Source organism: Saccharothrix lopnurensis (assembly GCF_042658445.1).
Taxonomy (GTDB): domain Bacteria; phylum Actinomycetota; class Actinomycetes; order Mycobacteriales; family Pseudonocardiaceae; genus Actinosynnema; species Actinosynnema lopnurensis.
In genome coordinates this window covers 69180-84918 of record NZ_JBHSQO010000033.1, presented here as the reverse complement: position 1 = coordinate 84918, position 15739 = coordinate 69180, and the positions used below count along the sequence as shown (strand labels likewise).

Sequence of the window (15739 nt, the reverse complement as noted above, 5' to 3'; positions counted from 1 at the left end):
GGGAACCGCGACTCGCGCCGCACGGCCATGAAGATGCGCGGCATCAGCGGGAAGTGGAACGCCATGTGGCACTCGTCGCCGCCCACCTCGGGGTTGCCGAAGTACTCGACCACGTCCGACGGCCACTGGTTGGCCTCGGCCAGCAGCACCCGGCCCGGGTACTCGTCGTCGACGACCTTGCGGCACAGCCTCAGGAACTCGTGCGTCCGGGGCAGGTTCTCCCCGTTCGTGCCCTCCTCCTCGAACAGGTACGGCACCGCGTCCAGCCGGAACCCGTCGATGCCCAGGTCCAGCCAGAAGCGCAGGACGTCGAGCATCGCCTCCTGCACGGCCGGGTTCTCGTAGTTGAGGTCCGGCTGGTGGGAGAAGAACCGGTGCCAGTAGAACTGGCCGCGCACCGGGTCGTAGGTCCAGTTCGAGGTCTCCGTGTCGACGAAGATGACGCGCGCGTCGGCGTACTTCCGGTCGTCGTCGTGCCAGACGTAGAAGTCGCCGTAGGGGCCGTCCGGGTCGGCGCGCGAAGCCTGGAACCACGGGTGGGCGTCGCTCGTGTGGTTCATGACCAGGTCGGTGATCACCCGGATGCCCCGCCGGTGCGCCTCGTCCAGCAGGCGCACGAAGTCCTCGACCGTGCCGAACTCCGGCAGCACCGCCCGGAAGTCGGAGATGTCGTAACCGCCGTCGCGCAGCGGCGAGGCGTAGAACGGCGGCAACCACAGGCAGTCCACGCCGAGCCACTGGAGGTAGTCCAGCCTGGCGGCGAGACCGCGCAGGTCGCCCGTGCCGTCGTCGTCGGCGTCGTTGAAGGCGCGGACCAGCACCTCGTAGAACACCGCGCGCTTGTACCAGTCCCGGTCCACCGGCAGCGGCTGGGCCTTCTTCACGCTTCCCCCACGGACACGATGTGCGCGACCGCGAAATCCGGGTCGAGCTTGACGTAGTTGGCGGCACCCCAGTCGAAGGTCTCCCCGGTCACCTCGTCGCGGCCCCGGAACCGGGCGCCCTCGGGCAGCCCGAGCGCGGGCAGGTCGAGCGTCACGGTGCCCTCCTGCGGTCGGTCCGGGTCCAGGGTGACCACGCAGACCACCGCGCGGCCGGTGGCCGGGTCGGTCTTGGAGTAGGCGACCAGCCGGTCGTTGTCGGTGGCGTGGAACCGCAGCGTGCGCAGCCGGTGCAGCGCCGGGTGGGCCCGCCGGATCTCGTTGAGCCTGGTCAGCCACGGTGCGAGGGTGTCGCCGGCGTAGTCGCGCGGCCGCAGCTGGTACTTCTCCGAGTCGAGGTACTCCTCGCTGCCCGGCGCCGCGGCCTCGTGCTCGAACAGCTCGTAGCCCGAGTACACGCCCCACGACGGGGACAGGGTCGCCGCCAGCGCCGCCCGCAGCGCGAACATGCCGCGCCCGCCGTGCTGCAACGACCCGTGCAGGATGTCCGGGGTGTTGACGAACAGGTTGGGCGTGCCCTCGTCGGCGTGCTCGACCAGGCCGCGGCCGAACTCCTCCAGCTCCTCCTTGGCGGTGCGCCAGGTGAAGTAGGTGTAGTGCTGGGTGAAGCCGATGCGGGACAGTCCGTGCAGGCGCGCCGGCCGGGTGAACGACTCGGACAGGAACAGCACGTCCGGGTCGCCCTCCTTGACCTCCCAGATCAGCCGGTGCCAGAAGTCCGGCGGCTTGGTGTGCGGGTTGTCCACCCGGAAGATCCGCACCCCCTGGGCGATCCAGTGCCGCACCACCCGCAGCACCTCGCGGTACAGGCCCTCCGGCTCGTTGTCGAAGTTGAGCGGGTAGATGTCCTCGTACCGCTTGGGCGGGTTCTCCGCGTACGCGATCGAGCCGTCCGGGCGCGTGGTGAACCACTCCGGGTGCTCGACCACCCACGGGTGGTCCGGCGCGCACTGGAGCGCCAGGTCCAGCGCCACCTCCAGGCCGTGGTCGTGCGCCCGTGACACGAAGCGCCGGAAGTCCTCCACCGTGCCCAGCGCCGGGTGCACCGCGTCGTGCCCGCCGTCCCGCGAGCCGATCGCCCACGGCGAGCCCACGTCACCGGGCCCGGCGGTGGTGCTGTTGTTGCGGCCCTTGCGGTTCACCTCGCCGATCGGGTGGATCGGCGGCAGGTACAGCACGTCGAAACCCATGTCCGCGACGCGCTTGAGCTCCGCCTCCGCGGTGGCGAACGTGCCGTGCGCCGGCTCGCCGTCCGCGCCCACGCCGCCCGTGGAGCGGGGGAACAGCTCGTACCAGGCGGAGAACCGGGCCCGGGGCCGGTCCACCCACACGGGGTGCGGCGTACCCCTGGTCACCAGCTCCCGCACCGGGTGTCGGCGCATGACCTGGTCCACCGCGTCCGACAGCGCCTGCTCCACCCGCCGCGCCAACCCGTGCTCCCGCTCCCGCAGGGTCGCCGTGGCCAGGCGCAGCAGCGGCCGCTCGGCGCGGCGGCGCAGGCGGCGGGCGGCGCGCTCCAGCAGCCGCGCCCCCGCCTCCAGGTCGTTGGCCAGCAGTGCGGCGTCCTGCCCGGCGGCCAGCTTCGCCGTCACCGCCCGCCGCCACGTCGTCCACGGGTCGCTCCAGGCGTCCACCCGGAACGTCCAGCGGCCCTCGCGGTCCGGGACCACGGTGGCGTGCCACCGGTCCAGCCCCTCCTCCGCCGGCACCATCCGGACCTCGCCGCGCGCACCGCCCGGACCCCGCCACACCACCGTCGCGGCCACCGCGTCGTGGCCCTCCCGCCACACCGTGGCCACCACCGGCACGTGCTCGCCGACCACGGCCTTGGCCGGGTGGCGGCCCGAGCTGACCTCGGGGGTGACGTCGTCGACCACCAACCGCCCGCTGCTCACCTCAGCCCTCCCCTCGGTCCCGCTCGTCCCACTGCGCCCCGGTCACCGGTTCAGCCGAACAGCGCACGCGCGGCCTCCGGCGCGAGCAGCTCGCGCGCCAGGTCCAGCGGGGTCCGGCCGAGGTGGTCGAGCAGGTCCGGCCGGGCGCCCGAGGCGAGCAGCACCCGGGCGGCCCCGGTGTTGCCGTGCCGGACCGCGATGTGCAGCGGCGTCTGGCCGGTGGTGGCGACCGGCGCGTCGACGATCGAGCCCGCGCGCACCAGCGCGGTGACCACCTCGGCGCTGCCCTGCTCGGCGGCCTTGTGCAGCGCGGTCTGCCCGGAGCGCTCGGTGACCAGCACGTCCGCGCCGCCGCCGAGCAGCGTGCGGACCGTCGTGTCGTCGCCGCGCGAGGCGGCCGCCTGGAGCGCGGTCAGGCCGGTGCGCGCGTCGTGGTGGTCCGGGTCGCCGCCGAAGGCCAGCAGGTCGCGCACCCCGTCCACGTCCCCGGCGACCGCGGCCGCGTGCAGGCGCTCCTCGCGGTCCGCGTTGAAGGCGTTGACCTCGGTGTTCGGGTCGAAGTACACCTTCCAGTGGGTGATCTTGCCCTGCTCGTTGAGGACCACCTTGTGCATGTCCTCGATCTCGAACAACACCTTCGTGCGCGTGTGCCGCCCCTTCGTGTAGACCACCGCGCACGCGGTGTCGCCGTCCACGACCAGGCCGCGCAGGCCGTAGTCGAGCACCTCGGTGGTCTCGGCGCGGACCCGGAACGCCTCGGCCACCTCGTTCAGGCCGACGTGCGTGCCCAGGTACGGGATCACCGCGTTCCACCGGTCCTGCGGCAGCTCCAGCACGATCGACGGCGAGAGCCCCGCCGTGATCGCCTCCATGTCGCCGCGGCCGATGGCGCCGTACCAGTCGTCCACGATCCTGCGGGTGTCCATGCGGATGTCCTCTCAGCGGTGGGGAAATCCCCTGCGCCTCCAGGCTGGCAGCGATCCACACAGGACACGAGGAACCGGGCGCGACTGCGGCAACATGCCCAACTACCGCGCCGACCTGACCAAAAAGCGTTGGCCCGGACGAAAAAAGAGGACCCGCCGCGTTGCCGCGACGGGTCCTCGTGGCGCGGGGGTGTTAGCTGTAGCGCCCGATGACGTCCTGGATCAGGCCGTCGCGCACCAGGTACTCGTAGTAGAAGACCTCCTTGCCGCCGTGGCCCGTGTCGTAGTCGTAGTCCACGCGGTAGCGGTCGCCGTTCCAGGCCGTGCCGGTGACCGCGTACCGGCCACCCGCCTCGATGACCTCGGGCCCCAGGAAGCGGTCCATGATGTCCTGGCGCGACGGGTAGATACGACCCACGCTGTCGAAGCGCGCGTCCTCCGCGAACACCGCGGCGACGCCCTCCGCGTCACCCGCGTTGGCCGCCTCCAGGAACCGCTCGGCCAGGCCGGGCGCCGCGGCGCGGTCGGCGTCGGACAGGGGGACCGCCGCGGCGGTGCCGCCGCCCGTCGTCTGCGCCTGGACCTGGTCCTGCCCCTGGTCCTGGCTCGTGGTCGGCTCCTGACCGCCGCACGCGGCCACCGCCACCAGGACTAACGAGACCAAGCCGATTCGTCGGTGCATGATGGGTTCCTCACTCGATCGGGAAACTTCAAGGCATACCCCCTCGGCCCGGAGGTCTGGGGAACCTCCGGGCCGAAGATCGGGATTCAGTGCACTCATGCGGGGAATGGCGTGCACCTAGTCCCCGCGCCCCGACCCCGGGGGACAAGGCGGGTGGCGCGGGGAGCCCCGAGACAGGTGGTTTCAGGAGCGCCGGGCGCCTCGCAGGAGCACGGCGATGACCGCGACACCGACAACGATCACGGCGATCGCGGCGAGGTAGGCGGCGTGGTAGCCGGCCAGCACGTCGGCGGGCTCGCCGGACGTGCTCACCGTGGCCGCGAGCGTGACCAGGGCGGCCACGCCGACGCTGCCGCCGAGCTGCTGGGCCGTGACGTTCAGCCCGCCCGCCACGCCGTGCTCGTGCTGCGGGACGCCGGTCAGCGACGCCGCGGTCAGACCCGCGAACGCCACGCCCTGGCCGATGCTCATCACGAACACCGCCGGGAAGACGTGCGGCCAGTACGCGCCGTCCAGCGGCGTGACCGCCCACAGCCCCACCCCCGCCGCGATCAGCAGCAGACCCGTGATCAGCAGGGGCCGCTGACCCGTGCGGGCCATCACCCGGCCCGCGATGTTCGAGCTGACGACCACCGTCACGCCCATCGGCAGGATGGCGAGCCCGGACTGCATCGGCGTGTAGCCGAGCAGGCCCTGGAGGTAGAGGGGGGCGAAGAACAGCACGGCCAGCACCGCGGTGAAGAACGCGACCGCCGCCACCGTCGCCGCCGACACCGCCGGGATGCGGAAGATGCCCAGCCGGAGCAGCGGGTTGGCGACCCGGCGCTCCCACCGGACGAACCCGACCAGCAGCACCGCGGCCAGCACCAGCGGCGCCACGGTCAGCGGGTCGGTCCAGCCGGAGTGACCGGCCTGGCTCAACCCGAGGACCGCGAGCAGCAGACCGCCGGTGACCGCCCCCGCGCCCCCGACGTCCAGCTTCTCCGGCTTGCGGCGGCCGGCGGGCAGCACCGACCTGACCGCCAGGAGCACGGCGGCGCCGATGAGCAGGTTGAACACGAAGACGGCGCGCCAGCTGAACAGGTCGGTGAGCACACCGCCGATCACCACGCCCGCGCTGAAGCTCGACGCGCCGACCGACGTGTAGACGGCCAGCGCCCGGTTGCGGCGCGGGCCCTCCGGGAACAGCTCGGTGAGCAGGGCCAGCGAGGCCGGCCCGGACAGCGCGGCGCCGACGCCCTGGAGGGCGCGGGCCACCATCAGCACCTCGGCGGCCGGCGCGACCGCCGCCACGACGGTCGCGGCGGTGAACAGCCCGACCCCGATGGTGAACACGCGGCGCCGCCCGAGGACGTCGGCGGCGCGCCCGCCGAAGAGCAGGAACCCCGCGAACGTGACCGCGTAGGAGGTCATCGCCCACTGGAGCCCGGTGCTGCCGATGTTGAGCTCGCGACCGATCACGGGCAACGCCGCGTTGACCACGGCGACACTGCTGGTGTCCAGCGCCAGCGCGGCGGCCAGGACGACGACCGCGAGCCAGCGGGGGTTGTCGGGTTCGGGTTTCCGGGTGGTGGTGTCGACCGGGTCGACGTGGGTGGACACTGTGGTTGTTCTCCAGTTCACGGGCGCGGCGCCACCCTCGGGGGTCCCGGGGCTCGTCGATGTCCGAGCACTCTCGGTACCTCGCTGGGGGGCGGCCGCGCGAGTCGGTCGGCCTGCTCAGCTCGACCGCGCGTCAGCGCGCGGGTGCGAGCAGGCGCGTTACGGGTGGCGGGATGATCGAAGCCATGTCACGGTTGTCCCGGCGCAGGGCGGCCGGTCGCACGATCGGGTGATCATCGCCGCAAGATGTACGTAAACGGGGGTCTCGACCATCGGTTGAGAAAGAAGGCCCCCCGAAACCACCCCGGCCCGCCGACCACCCCGGCCCCGCCGGCCCCCGGGCCGAACGAGAACGGAGAGCCCAGCCACCGGACCAGGGCACCAGCCAACCCCCGACCGCGATCCCGACCCCGACCCCGACCGCCCGACCCGCGAGCACACCCACGTGCCCGCCCCCACGGCGGACACCCCGACGCCGGCCCCCGCGGACACGTGCGCCCCCGCAGGCACACGCGTTGTCGCGGACACGCCCGTGGACGCGCACCCGCGCCCGTGCGGACACGCACCCGCGAACGCGCACCCGCCCAGGCGGCGTGAGCCGACGGAGCGTCGCGGGTCGGCAAGCCCGGTAGGCGTGGGTGGGTCGGCTGTTCGCGGTGGTGGGGTGAGGTGGGTCGTGCAGGGGGAGCTGGCAGGGATGGGGTTCGGGACCTGCCAGGAGCATGTCCCGGTTGTCGCTTCGGGCAGACCCGGGAAGCGCTGAGCGGAAGCTCGTCGCCGGCCCCGGAGTCGTGCGCGCTCGGACCGGCCCGGAGACCGGCCCGGAGACCGGCCCGGAAGCCAGCCCGGAAGCCGACCCCGAGCCCGGCTCGAAGGCCACCGACCCGCAGACCGGCCCCAAGTCCCGCTCCGAAACCCGCCCCGAAGCCAAGACCCGCCCCACACGGGTCATCCGAGCAAGAGCCGTGGCCCGCGATCCTGCCACCGCGAACCAGTGGGCTCGCCGTGCCGCGCCGCCGGTCGCAACCAGGTGGTCGCCGGCGCGCGGGGCGAGCGGGTGGGTTCGGGCGTGGGCGGGGCGCGTCAGGCCCCACGGCTGGTGTGCGGGCACGGCGTCGCTCTCAGTTCTCGATCTCGGTGGCCCGGCCGACCGGTTCCCACTCGGTCAACTCGGCCCGCACGGCGTCCAGCCGGGCGCCGATCGCGTCCGCGGCGTCGTTGCCGAGCACCAACCTCAGCGGCGTGCGCGGTGCGTCGAGCGCCACGCGGATCGCCTCCGCCGCCTTGGCCGGGTCACCCGACTGGGTACCGTCCATCTCGCGCGCGAACTTGCGGACCGGCTCCATCACGTCCTGGTAGTCGGGGATCGGCGCCCCGAACCGCAGCGCGCTCCCCGCGAACGCCGTGCGGAACGCGCCGGGCTCCGGCACCAGCACCTTGATCCCGAAGTCGGCGACCTCGGCCGCCAACCCCTCGGACCACCCCTCCAGGGCGTACTTCGCCGCGCAGTAGGCCGAGAACCCCGGCCACACCACCTGCCCGCCCATGCTGGACATCTGCACGATCGCCCCGGTCCGCCGCGCCCGCATGTGCGGCAGCACGGCCTTGGTCAACGCGACCGGCCCGTGCAGGTGGACGTCCATCAACGCCCGCAGCTCGTCGTCCGGGGTCTCCTCGGCCGCGCCGAGGAAACCGTGCCCCGCGTTGTTCACCAGCACGTCGATGTGACCGTGCCAGGTGATGGCGTCCTGCACCGCGTGCGCGATCTGCTCGCTGTCGGTCACGTCGAGCCGCAGCGGCGTCACGCGATCGGGCGCGATCGCCGTCAGCGGGGCGAGGGTCTCGACGTTGCGGGCCGTGGCGACGACGAGGTCGCCGTGGGCCAGGGCGTTCTCCGCGATCGCCCTGCCCAGACCTGAAGAAGTACCGGTGATGAACCACACCCGCGCCGTCTCGGCGCCGCCGTGGTGCGGTACCTGGTTCGTGCTCATGAAAAGGTCCTCCTCGCCCGTGGACCGGTCAGCCCTGCACGATCCAGGAGACACCGGGACTTCACCGGAAGTCCAAGACCCTTGCCCATACGCTCACGGCATAGATCGCTATTTCGAGGGGGCTCCCAACTCCGATGGACGTCGACACCCGCGTCCTGCGCTACTTCGTCGCGGTGGCCGAACAGCTCAGCTTCACCCGCGCCGCGGAACGGCTGTTCGTGTCGCAACCCGCCCTGAGCAGGCAGATCCGCCAGCTGGAGGCCGACCTCAAGATCCCGTTGTTCGAACGCACCAGCCGCGAGGTCCACCTGACCGCCGCGGGCGAGGCCCTGTTGCCCGTGGCACGCGGGCTGATCGCCGACTGGCAGGCCGCCCAGCGCACCGCGCGCGGCATCGCCGCCGCCGAGAAGAGGGTGCTGCGCATCGGCTTCGAGGCGACCGGCGCCGGTCCGCTGACCACGAGGGCGCGCACCGCGTTCGCCGCGCGCCACCCGGACGTCACGGTCGAGCCCAAGCGCTTCGACTGGGGCGGCGAGGTGGCCGCCCTGCGCGACGGCCTGGTGGACATCGCCTTCCTGTGGCTGCCCGCCGACACCACCGGCTTCCACACCGAGATCGTCGCGGTCGAGGAGCGGCTGGTCGGCCTGGCCGCGAAGCACCGCCTGGCCGACCGCGACCGCGTCTCCATCATGGACCTGCGCGAGGACCCGGTGGTGTGGACGCGCAAAGCGCCCCGCTTCTGGGTGGACTGGTGGGCGGTCAACCCGCGCCCGGACGGCTCGGAGCCGGTGTGGGGTCCGGAGAACGGCAACGTGGAGGAGATGCTGGAGCACGTCGCCGCGGGCGAGGCCATCTGCATCGGCCCGCGCTCGATGGCGGCCTACTACGCCCGTCCGGACCTGGTGTGGCGGCCCATCACGGACGTCGCGCCGCTGCGCATCGCCTTCGCCAGGCCGGCGACCAGCACGAACCCGCTGGTCGCCGACTTCGCCGACGTCGTCCGGGAGCTGGTCGGGACGCCCGCCTCAGCCGGGGAGGTCTGAGCGTCCCCGGCTCCCGGACCACCCCGGGACCGCCCACCCCGGGAACGCCCACCCCGCTAGGCGTTCCACTTCGCGCTGGCGCCCGCGGTGACGTCGAGGACGGTGCCGGAGACGTAGCGGGCGCGCGGCGAGGCGAGGAACGCGATCGCGTCGGCCACGTCCTCCGGCTCGATCAACCCCACCGGCTGGGTGTTGTACGAGCGCAGCGCGCGCTCCAGGTCCTCGATCGTCGTGCCGCCCGCCCACCGGTAGGTGGCCTCGTTGAGCACCATCGCCGTCCGGGTGCCGGTCGGCGCGACGCCGCTGACCCGCACCCCGGCCGGCCCGACCTCGGTGGCCAGGGCCTTGACCAGGCCGACCACGCCCCACTTGGCGGCCTGGTAGTGCGGCAGCAGCGGCGCGCCGTGGCGCGCCTCGCTGGAGGCCACCGCGATGACCGACCCGCTCTTGCGCGCGACCAGGTGCGGCACGACCGCGCGCATGGTGTTCGCCACGCCGACCAGGTTGACGTCGATGACGTCGGCGAACTGCCGCGGCGACATGTCGGCCATCGCGTTGTAGGTGCAGATGCCCGCGTTGGCGACCGCGATGTCCAGCCGCCCGTACTCGCGCACGGCCTGCCGGGCCACCTCCTGCAACCGGGCCGCGTCCCGCACGTCGGCCTTCACCGCGGTGGCGCGCCGGCCGAGCGCGCGCACCCGGCGCACCGTGTCGTCGAGCTCGGCCTCGCTGCCGAGCGGGTAGTCCAGCTCCATCGCGTCCGGCCTGGCGATGTCGAGCGCCACCACGTGCGCGCCCGCTCGGGCCAGCGCGAGGCACGTGGCGCGGCCGATGCCGCGGGCCGCGCCGGTGACCAGCGCGACCTGCCCGCGCAGGTCACCGCCCCTGTTCTCGTCGGCCTGCGCCCCGCCGGCGCCCGCCACCACACCCGCTGCCGCGCCCGCCGCCGCACCGGCGCCCGCCAGCAGCGCCCGCCTGCTCACCTTGGCCTGTTCCGTCATGGCCACGATCGTGGTGAGCGGGCCCGCGCGGTGTCCAAGACCCGCGACGATGCCGTTTGGTAATAGCACTCGTGCACCCGGTCAAGTCCACCCAGTCGCGCACCGCGCCTTGTCGGCCGTCACCGACCGCTAGTTGACTGGGCCTCGTTCCCGGGCACGTCGTCCCGAACCCCCTGTTTTGCAAGGGAAATCGGCCGTGCCCAGAAACCCACCCGAGGAGAGTTCCATGAGTGACGCGGTGCGCACGCTGCTGCTCAACGCGGTCCGCCGGGACGACGTGGCCGAGGTGCGCGGCCTGCTGCGCAACGGCGTCGACCTGAACTCGCGCGGCTCCGACGGCCTGACGCCGTTGATGATCGCCGCGGGCAAGGGCAACGCCGGCCTGGTGCGGCTGCTCGTCGACGCCGGCGCGGACGTCTACACCACCGACAGCGCCGCCGGCGGCACCGCGCTGCACAAGGCGGTGCAGGGTGGCGACCTGGAGACGGTGAAGGCGCTGGTGGAGGCCGGGGCGTTCATCGACGCGGTGGCGGTGACGACCGGGCACACGCCGCTGCTGGACGCGTTCTGGTACAAGCACCCCGAGATCGTCGGCTACCTGCTCGACCGGAACGCGGGGCTGAACCTGGCCACGCACTACGGGTTCTCGATGCGCGACCACTTCGAGTACGCGATCAACGTGAACACCCGCGGCCAGGAGAAGCTGCTGGCCGCGGAGGCGCTGCTCAAGCGGCGCATCGAGGCCGACGAGCGCGCGGTGGAGCGGCAGGCGCTGATGGCGGCCACCGTCGCCGGCGACCTGATCGGCGTGCAGGTGCTGCTGGCCAACGGCGCCGAGGTCGACGCGCGCCACCCGGTGCTCAACGGCTTCAACGACCTGCACACGCCGCTGCTGGTCGCCTCCCGCGACGGTCACACCGAGATCGTGCGGGCGCTGATCGCCGCGGGCGCCGACGTGAACGCGACCGAGCCGACGTTCGGCGCCGTGCCGCTGCACAAGGCCGTCTACAACGGACACGCCGACATCACCCGGGTGCTGGTCGAGACCCCCGGCACGGACATCGACTTCCAGGGCTCCACCAACGGCTACACCCCGCTGCACGACGCGCTGTGGCACGGCTTCGAGGACTGCGCCCGCATCCTCGTCCGCGCCGGCGCCCGCCTGGACCTGGTCGGCCACGACGGCAGGACGCCGCTGGAGATGGCGGTCGCCGTCTTCGGCCCCGACCACCCCCTGACCACCACCATCCGCAACGCCTGACCCCGCGCGAGTCGTACGCCCAGTACCCGCGAGTCGTACGTACAGACCTCGCGAGTCGTACGTCCAGACCCGTCGTGTCGTACCTCCAGGACCCCCGAGTTCACCGTTCGGGACCGGTGAGGTCGTGACCGCGGTGGTCCTGAGTGCTGAATTCGGGGGTCCTGAACGTACGACACGACCGACCGGAACGTACGACTCGCGCGTTTGCCGAAGGGAAGTAGAGGACCATGCTGTTCTACTGCCAGATGAAGTGGAACCACGAGGGGCGCATCAGCCTCGACGAGCTGTGGGAGCTCGAGGAGGAGGAGACCCGCCACGCCGAGGAGACGTTGAGCTCGGGCTACTGCGTCGGCCTGTGGAAGGTGGCCGGCCAGAAGCGGGTCATCGCGGTGGTCGACGCGGAGTCCGCGGAGGAGCTGGACCGGTCGGTGTTCCGCCTGCCGATGCGCGAGTACCTGGAGTTCGAGGTCATCTGGCCGCTGCGCGACTACCTCGGCTTCGCGGAGGACGTGGCCAACCGCTACCGCCCTACCGAGGCGGAGACCGGCCGATGATCCACCAGCTGATCTTCGCCTCACCCCGGCCGGGCATGGGCGAGCAGGAGTTCCACCGCTACTGGGTGGAGGAGCACGCCGTCCGCTACGCGAGCAGGATTCCGCAGATCCGGCAGTACGCGGTGGACACCAGGGTCGAGCTGGGCCTCGACGAGGCGGAGCCGCTGTGGTCCGGCGTGGCCGAGATCTGGCTCGCCAACGAGGAGGAGCAGCTGGCGTCGTTGCAGACGCCGGAGTTCCTGGAGGGCGCCCGGCTCGACGAGCCGCGGTGGGCGGCGTTCTGGCGCACGCTGGTCATGGACACCGAGGCGCACGTGGTGGTCGAGGGGCCGCCGCAGCGGGCCGACCGGCCGGGCACCAAGCTGTTCGTGCTGGTCAAGCGGCGCGAGGGGATGCCGCTGACCGAGTTCCGCCAGTACAGCCGGGACGCGCACGCCCCGCTGGTGGCGAAGGTCCCCGGCCTGCGCCGGTACTACCAGAACCACACGCGCGACGGCGCGTACGGCGTCGGCGAGGCCACCCTCGACTGCGCCCACCAGCTGTGGTTCGACGACGCGCCGGCCCTGCGCGCCGCCCTGCGCACGCCGGAGTTCCGGCGCGCGATGGCCGACCTCGCCACGTTCACCGAACCCCGGTACGTGCACACCCTCGCGGTCCGCGAGAACTGGGTCGTCGGCCCGTCGGAAAACGTCATCTAGTCAAGTCCGGAATATCGTCCGGCAATTCTCGCCAAACCCATCCGGAAACGGTTGGATGAGAAGTGCGAGACCCCACCGAAAACCTGTTTGAGGAGAATTGTGACCAAGCGAATCCTGGTCGTGCTTTCCGAGTACGGTTATTGGGGTGAGGAACTGGTCGGCCCCGTCGAGGCGTTCGACGCCGCAGGCTACCGCACCACCTTCCTCACGCCGACCGGCAAGCGGCCCCAGGCCCTGCCGCCGAGCCTCGACCCCGAGTACCTCGACCCGCCCCTGGGCCGCTCGGTCACCACGCCGGACATGGCCCGCCGCGCCCGTGAGCTGGACGCCTCCCCCCGCCTGGACAACCCGCTGAGCCTGGCGGACCTCGTCCCCGAGCGGCCCTACTACAGCGCGGTCAACCACCTGCGCGAGGTGGAGGAGCACCACCGCCGGCTCGACGGCGCGGTGGCCGACCTGGTCGGCAGCTTCGACGCCCTGGTGCTCGTCGGCGGTTCCGGCCCGATCGTCGACATGGCGAACAACGAGCGCCTGCACGAGCTGGTCATCGGTTTCGTGAACGCCGACAAGCCCATTCTCGCGGAGTGCTACGGCGTCGCGGTGCTCGCTTTCGCGCGTGACCTGGAGAACCGCCAGAGCATTCTCCAGAACAAGCACGTGACCGGTCACCCGAAGGAGTACGACTACAAGGACGGCACCGGTTTCACGGGTGTCGAGTTCAACATGGGCCCGCCGCCGTACCCGCTGGAGTACGTCCTGCGCGACGCGACCGGCCCCGTCGGCCGCTTCCACGGCAACGTCGGCAAGGAGACCTCGGTCATCGTCGACTACCCGTTCATCACCGCGCGCTCCACCCCCGACTCGGTGCCCGCCGGCGAGCTGCTCGTGCGGGTGCTGGAGCAGGGCCTGCGCCGGTTCGGCTGGTAGGAGGGGACCACCCATGAACGGCAGGCCGGGAAAGGTCGCCCTCTTCGAGCAGTTCGCGGCCGACGGCATCCAGTACGTGTTCGGCAACCCGGGGACCGTCGAGCAGGGGTTCCTGGACGCGGGCGGCGAGTTCGACGTCGAGTACCTGCTGGCGCTGCACGAGGGCGTCGCGGTGGGCATGGCCGACGGCTACGCCCGCGCCGCGCAGCGACCGGCCCTGGTCCAGCTGCACAGCGGGGTCGGGCTGGGCAACGGCATCGGGATGCTCTACCAGGCCAAGCGGGGCGGTTCGCCGCTGGTCGTCGTGGTCGGCGAGGCGGGGGTCCGCTACGACGCCATGGACGGGCAGATGGCGGCCGACCTGGTCGCCATGGCCGAGCCGGTGACGAAGTACGCCACGCGGGTGCTGGACCCCTCGTCCACGCTGCGGGTGCTGCGGCGGGCGGTCAAGATCGCCATGACGCCGCCGCGCGGCCCGGTGCTGGTCGTCGTCCCGGCCGACGTGCTGGACGAGATCACCACCGAGCCGGTGTTCCCCACCCCGATCCCGAACACCCGGGTGGTCCCGGAAACCCCGCTGGTGGCGCGGGCCGCCACCACGCTGCTGGCCGGCGAGCGCCGGCTGGTGCTGATGGGCGACGGCGTCGCCACCAGCGGGGCCCAGCGCGAGCTGACCGCCGTGGCGGAGGCGCTGGACGCGCAGGTGTGGGGGGTGAACTCCTCGGAGTTCAACTTCGACGCCACCCACCGCCTGCACGGCGGCCAGCTCGGGCACATGTTCGGCGGGGACAGCGCCCGCGTGGTCGCCGGGGCGGACTCGGTGCTCATCGTCGGCACGTACGTGTTCCCCGAGGTGTTCCCCAGCCTGGAGAACCCGTTCAAGCCGGGCGCCCGGATCGTGCACGTCGACCTCGACGCCTACGAGATCGCCAAGAACCACCCGGTGGACGTGGGCATCGTGGCCGACCCGAAGCTCACCCTGGCCGCGCTGGCCAGGGAGCTGGTCCGGCAGGACCCGTCGGCCCGGTCCGCGCCGGAGCCCGCGCGGGGCCGCCCGGTGCACCCGGAGCCCCCGCTGACCGAGGACACGGTGCTGGACCGGTTCGTGCGGCGGCTGGCCCGCCGCGCGCCGGAGGACCTGGTGGTGTTCGACGAGGCGCTGACCGCGTCGGCGCCGCTGGCCCGGCACCTGCCGCCGCAGCGGCCGGGCGGGTTCTTCCAGACCCGCGGCGGCTCGCTGGGCGTGGGCATCCCGGGCGCGCTGGGCGTCAAGCTCGCCCAGCCGGACGCGCCGGTGGTGGCGTTCACCGGCGACGGCGGCTCGATGTACACGATCCAGGCGCTGTGGACCGCGGCCCGGTACGGCATCGGCGCGAAGTTCGTCATCTGCAACAACCGCCGCTACCACCTGCTCGACCTGAACATCGAGCAGTACTGGCGGGAGCTGGGGGTGTCGCCGCGCGCCCTCCCCGCCGCGTTCGACCTGTCCAGGCCGGACATCGGCTTCACCGGGCTGGCCGCGGCGCTGGGCGTGCCGGGGCAGCGGGTGGAGAGGCTGTACGAGGTGGACTCCGCCGTGGACGCGATGCTCGCCCACGACGGCCCCTACCTCGTCGACCTGGTCATCGACTGAGGGAGGGGGAACCATGACTGGGGGAACCGGTGACCGGATCACCGAGTCGGCGGTGCGCGGCCTGGTGCGGGACTGGTTCGCCGCACTCGACCGGCACGACGACGTCGAGGTGCTGCTGGACCTGCTGACCGAGGCGGGCCTGGTGATGCACCTGCCGCAGCGCACGGTGCGCGACCACGAGGACTTCCGGGCCTGGTACCGGGAGACCACCAGCACCTACTTCGACGAGGTGCACGACGTGCTCGACGTGAAGGTGGCGACGACCTCGCCGCTGCACGCCGAGGTGGCACTGCGGGTGAACTGGCAGTCCCGGATGTGGGTGCCGCCGTCGCCCAGCAGCGCGTGGGTCGGCGTCACCGCGAAGGAGACGTGGTCGGTCGTGCTGCGGGACGGCCGCCCGAAGATCCGCACCTGCACCACCGGGGGTCTGACCCCCATGCCGGGATCCGCCGCCCCGCGCGCGACCGGGTTCGCGCCCGAGAGCGCCGCGGCGTAGCAGGCGTCGATCCCCGCCACCGGGGCGCGTCGCGGGGGCGCGCGCCGGGGGGCCCCCGGGGGAGGGCCGGGGGGGGCGGCGGGCCGGGG

Annotated in this window: 14 protein-coding genes; 7 read left to right on the top strand and 7 right to left on the bottom strand. The window is 72.6% G+C overall.

The genetic code is table 11. From position 1 onward, the window contains the following. The 6 genes from ACFP3R_RS26350 to ACFP3R_RS26325 all read right to left on the bottom strand — a co-directional run. Positions 1 to 884 (bottom strand): alpha-amylase family glycosyl hydrolase (locus ACFP3R_RS26350; protein WP_380639397.1); only part of this gene is annotated, 884 nt, incomplete at its 3' end. Next, positions 881 to 2836, bottom strand: a complete 1956-nt coding sequence (locus tag ACFP3R_RS26345) for a maltotransferase domain-containing protein (RefSeq protein WP_380639395.1) — start codon at positions 2834 to 2836, stop codon at positions 881 to 883. The genes ACFP3R_RS26350 and ACFP3R_RS26345, both read right to left, overlap by 4 nt. A gap of 50 nt (positions 2837 to 2886) precedes the next feature. Next, a complete protein-coding gene (locus ACFP3R_RS26340) occupies positions 2887 to 3762 on the bottom strand; it encodes an ankyrin repeat domain-containing protein (RefSeq protein WP_380639393.1) in 876 nt (291 codons plus the stop codon). Between the two features lie 193 nt (positions 3763 to 3955). Next, the gene (locus tag ACFP3R_RS26335; protein WP_380639391.1) at positions 3956 to 4426 is read right to left on the bottom strand and encodes a nuclear transport factor 2 family protein; all 471 of its coding nucleotides are present in this window, start codon (positions 4424 to 4426) and stop codon (positions 3956 to 3958) included. 201 nt (positions 4427 to 4627) lie between these two features. Beyond that, positions 4628 to 6046, bottom strand: coding sequence for an MFS transporter (locus ACFP3R_RS26330; protein ID WP_380639389.1), 1419 nt, complete (start codon positions 6044 to 6046; stop codon positions 4628 to 4630). A gap of 1121 nt (positions 6047 to 7167) precedes the next feature. Beyond that, positions 7168 to 8037: an oxidoreductase gene (locus tag ACFP3R_RS26325; RefSeq protein WP_380639387.1), complete on the bottom strand. Its 870-nt coding sequence runs from the start codon at positions 8035 to 8037 to the stop codon at positions 7168 to 7170. 134 nt (positions 8038 to 8171) lie between these two features. On the opposite strand from ACFP3R_RS26325, the gene ACFP3R_RS26320 reads away from it, so the two are divergent. Further along, positions 8172 to 9080: a LysR family transcriptional regulator gene (locus ACFP3R_RS26320; RefSeq protein WP_380639386.1), complete on the top strand. Its 909-nt coding sequence runs from the start codon at positions 8172 to 8174 to the stop codon at positions 9078 to 9080. 56 nt (positions 9081 to 9136) lie between these two features. On the opposite strand, the gene ACFP3R_RS26315 is transcribed toward ACFP3R_RS26320, so the two are convergent. After that, a complete protein-coding gene (locus ACFP3R_RS26315) occupies positions 9137 to 10081 on the bottom strand; it encodes a mycofactocin-coupled SDR family oxidoreductase (RefSeq protein WP_380639384.1) in 945 nt (314 codons plus the stop codon). 226 nt (positions 10082 to 10307) lie between these two features. On the opposite strand from ACFP3R_RS26315, the gene ACFP3R_RS26310 reads away from it, so the two are divergent. The 6 genes from ACFP3R_RS26310 (at position 10308) to ACFP3R_RS26285 (ending at position 15650) form a co-directional block, all read left to right on the top strand. Beyond that, the gene (locus tag ACFP3R_RS26310) at positions 10308 to 11342 is read left to right on the top strand and encodes an ankyrin repeat domain-containing protein (RefSeq protein ID WP_380639382.1); all 1035 of its coding nucleotides are present in this window, start codon (positions 10308 to 10310) and stop codon (positions 11340 to 11342) included. 227 nt (positions 11343 to 11569) lie between these two features. Then, positions 11570 to 11896, top strand: coding sequence for a muconolactone Delta-isomerase family protein (locus tag ACFP3R_RS26305; RefSeq protein ID WP_380639380.1), 327 nt, complete (start codon positions 11570 to 11572; stop codon positions 11894 to 11896). Further along, positions 11893 to 12594, top strand: a complete 702-nt coding sequence (locus ACFP3R_RS26300; RefSeq protein ID WP_380639378.1) for an EthD domain-containing protein — start codon at positions 11893 to 11895, stop codon at positions 12592 to 12594. The genes ACFP3R_RS26305 and ACFP3R_RS26300 overlap by 4 nt, the downstream gene beginning before the upstream one ends. 99 nt (positions 12595 to 12693) lie before the next feature. After that, positions 12694 to 13521, top strand: coding sequence for a type 1 glutamine amidotransferase domain-containing protein (locus ACFP3R_RS26295; RefSeq protein WP_380639377.1), 828 nt, complete (start codon positions 12694 to 12696; stop codon positions 13519 to 13521). A 13-nt stretch (positions 13522 to 13534) separates the two neighbouring features. After that, positions 13535 to 15154, top strand: coding sequence for a thiamine pyrophosphate-binding protein (locus ACFP3R_RS26290; protein ID WP_380639375.1), 1620 nt, complete (start codon positions 13535 to 13537; stop codon positions 15152 to 15154). 13 nt (positions 15155 to 15167) lie between these two features. Beyond that, positions 15168 to 15650: a Cif family virulence factor gene (locus tag ACFP3R_RS26285; RefSeq protein WP_380639373.1), complete on the top strand. Its 483-nt coding sequence runs from the start codon at positions 15168 to 15170 to the stop codon at positions 15648 to 15650. Positions 15651 to 15739 lie beyond the last annotated feature (89 nt).

Bases quoted from the DNA above. Each gene is read 5' to 3' on its own strand.
- ACFP3R_RS26300 (WP_380639378.1), top strand. From the start codon at position 11,893: ATGATCCACCAGCTGATCTTCGCCTCACCCCGGCCGGGCATGGGCGAG.
- ACFP3R_RS26320 (WP_380639386.1), top strand. From the start codon at position 8,172: ATGGACGTCGACACCCGCGTCCTGCGCTACTTCGTCGCGGTGGCCGAA.
- ACFP3R_RS26290 (WP_380639375.1), top strand. From the start codon at position 13,535: ATGAACGGCAGGCCGGGAAAGGTCGCCCTCTTCGAGCAGTTCGCGGCC.
- ACFP3R_RS26285 (WP_380639373.1), top strand. From the start codon at position 15,168: ATGACTGGGGGAACCGGTGACCGGATCACCGAGTCGGCGGTGCGCGGC.
- ACFP3R_RS26305 (WP_380639380.1), top strand. From the start codon at position 11,570: ATGCTGTTCTACTGCCAGATGAAGTGGAACCACGAGGGGCGCATCAGC.
- ACFP3R_RS26325 (WP_380639387.1), bottom strand. From the start codon at position 8,037: ATGAGCACGAACCAGGTACCGCACCACGGCGGCGCCGAGACGGCGCGG.
- ACFP3R_RS26310 (WP_380639382.1), top strand. From the start codon at position 10,308: ATGAGTGACGCGGTGCGCACGCTGCTGCTCAACGCGGTCCGCCGGGAC.
- ACFP3R_RS26315 (WP_380639384.1), bottom strand. From the start codon at position 10,081: ATGACGGAACAGGCCAAGGTGAGCAGGCGGGCGCTGCTGGCGGGCGCC.
- ACFP3R_RS26340 (WP_380639393.1), bottom strand. From the start codon at position 3,762: ATGGACACCCGCAGGATCGTGGACGACTGGTACGGCGCCATCGGCCGC.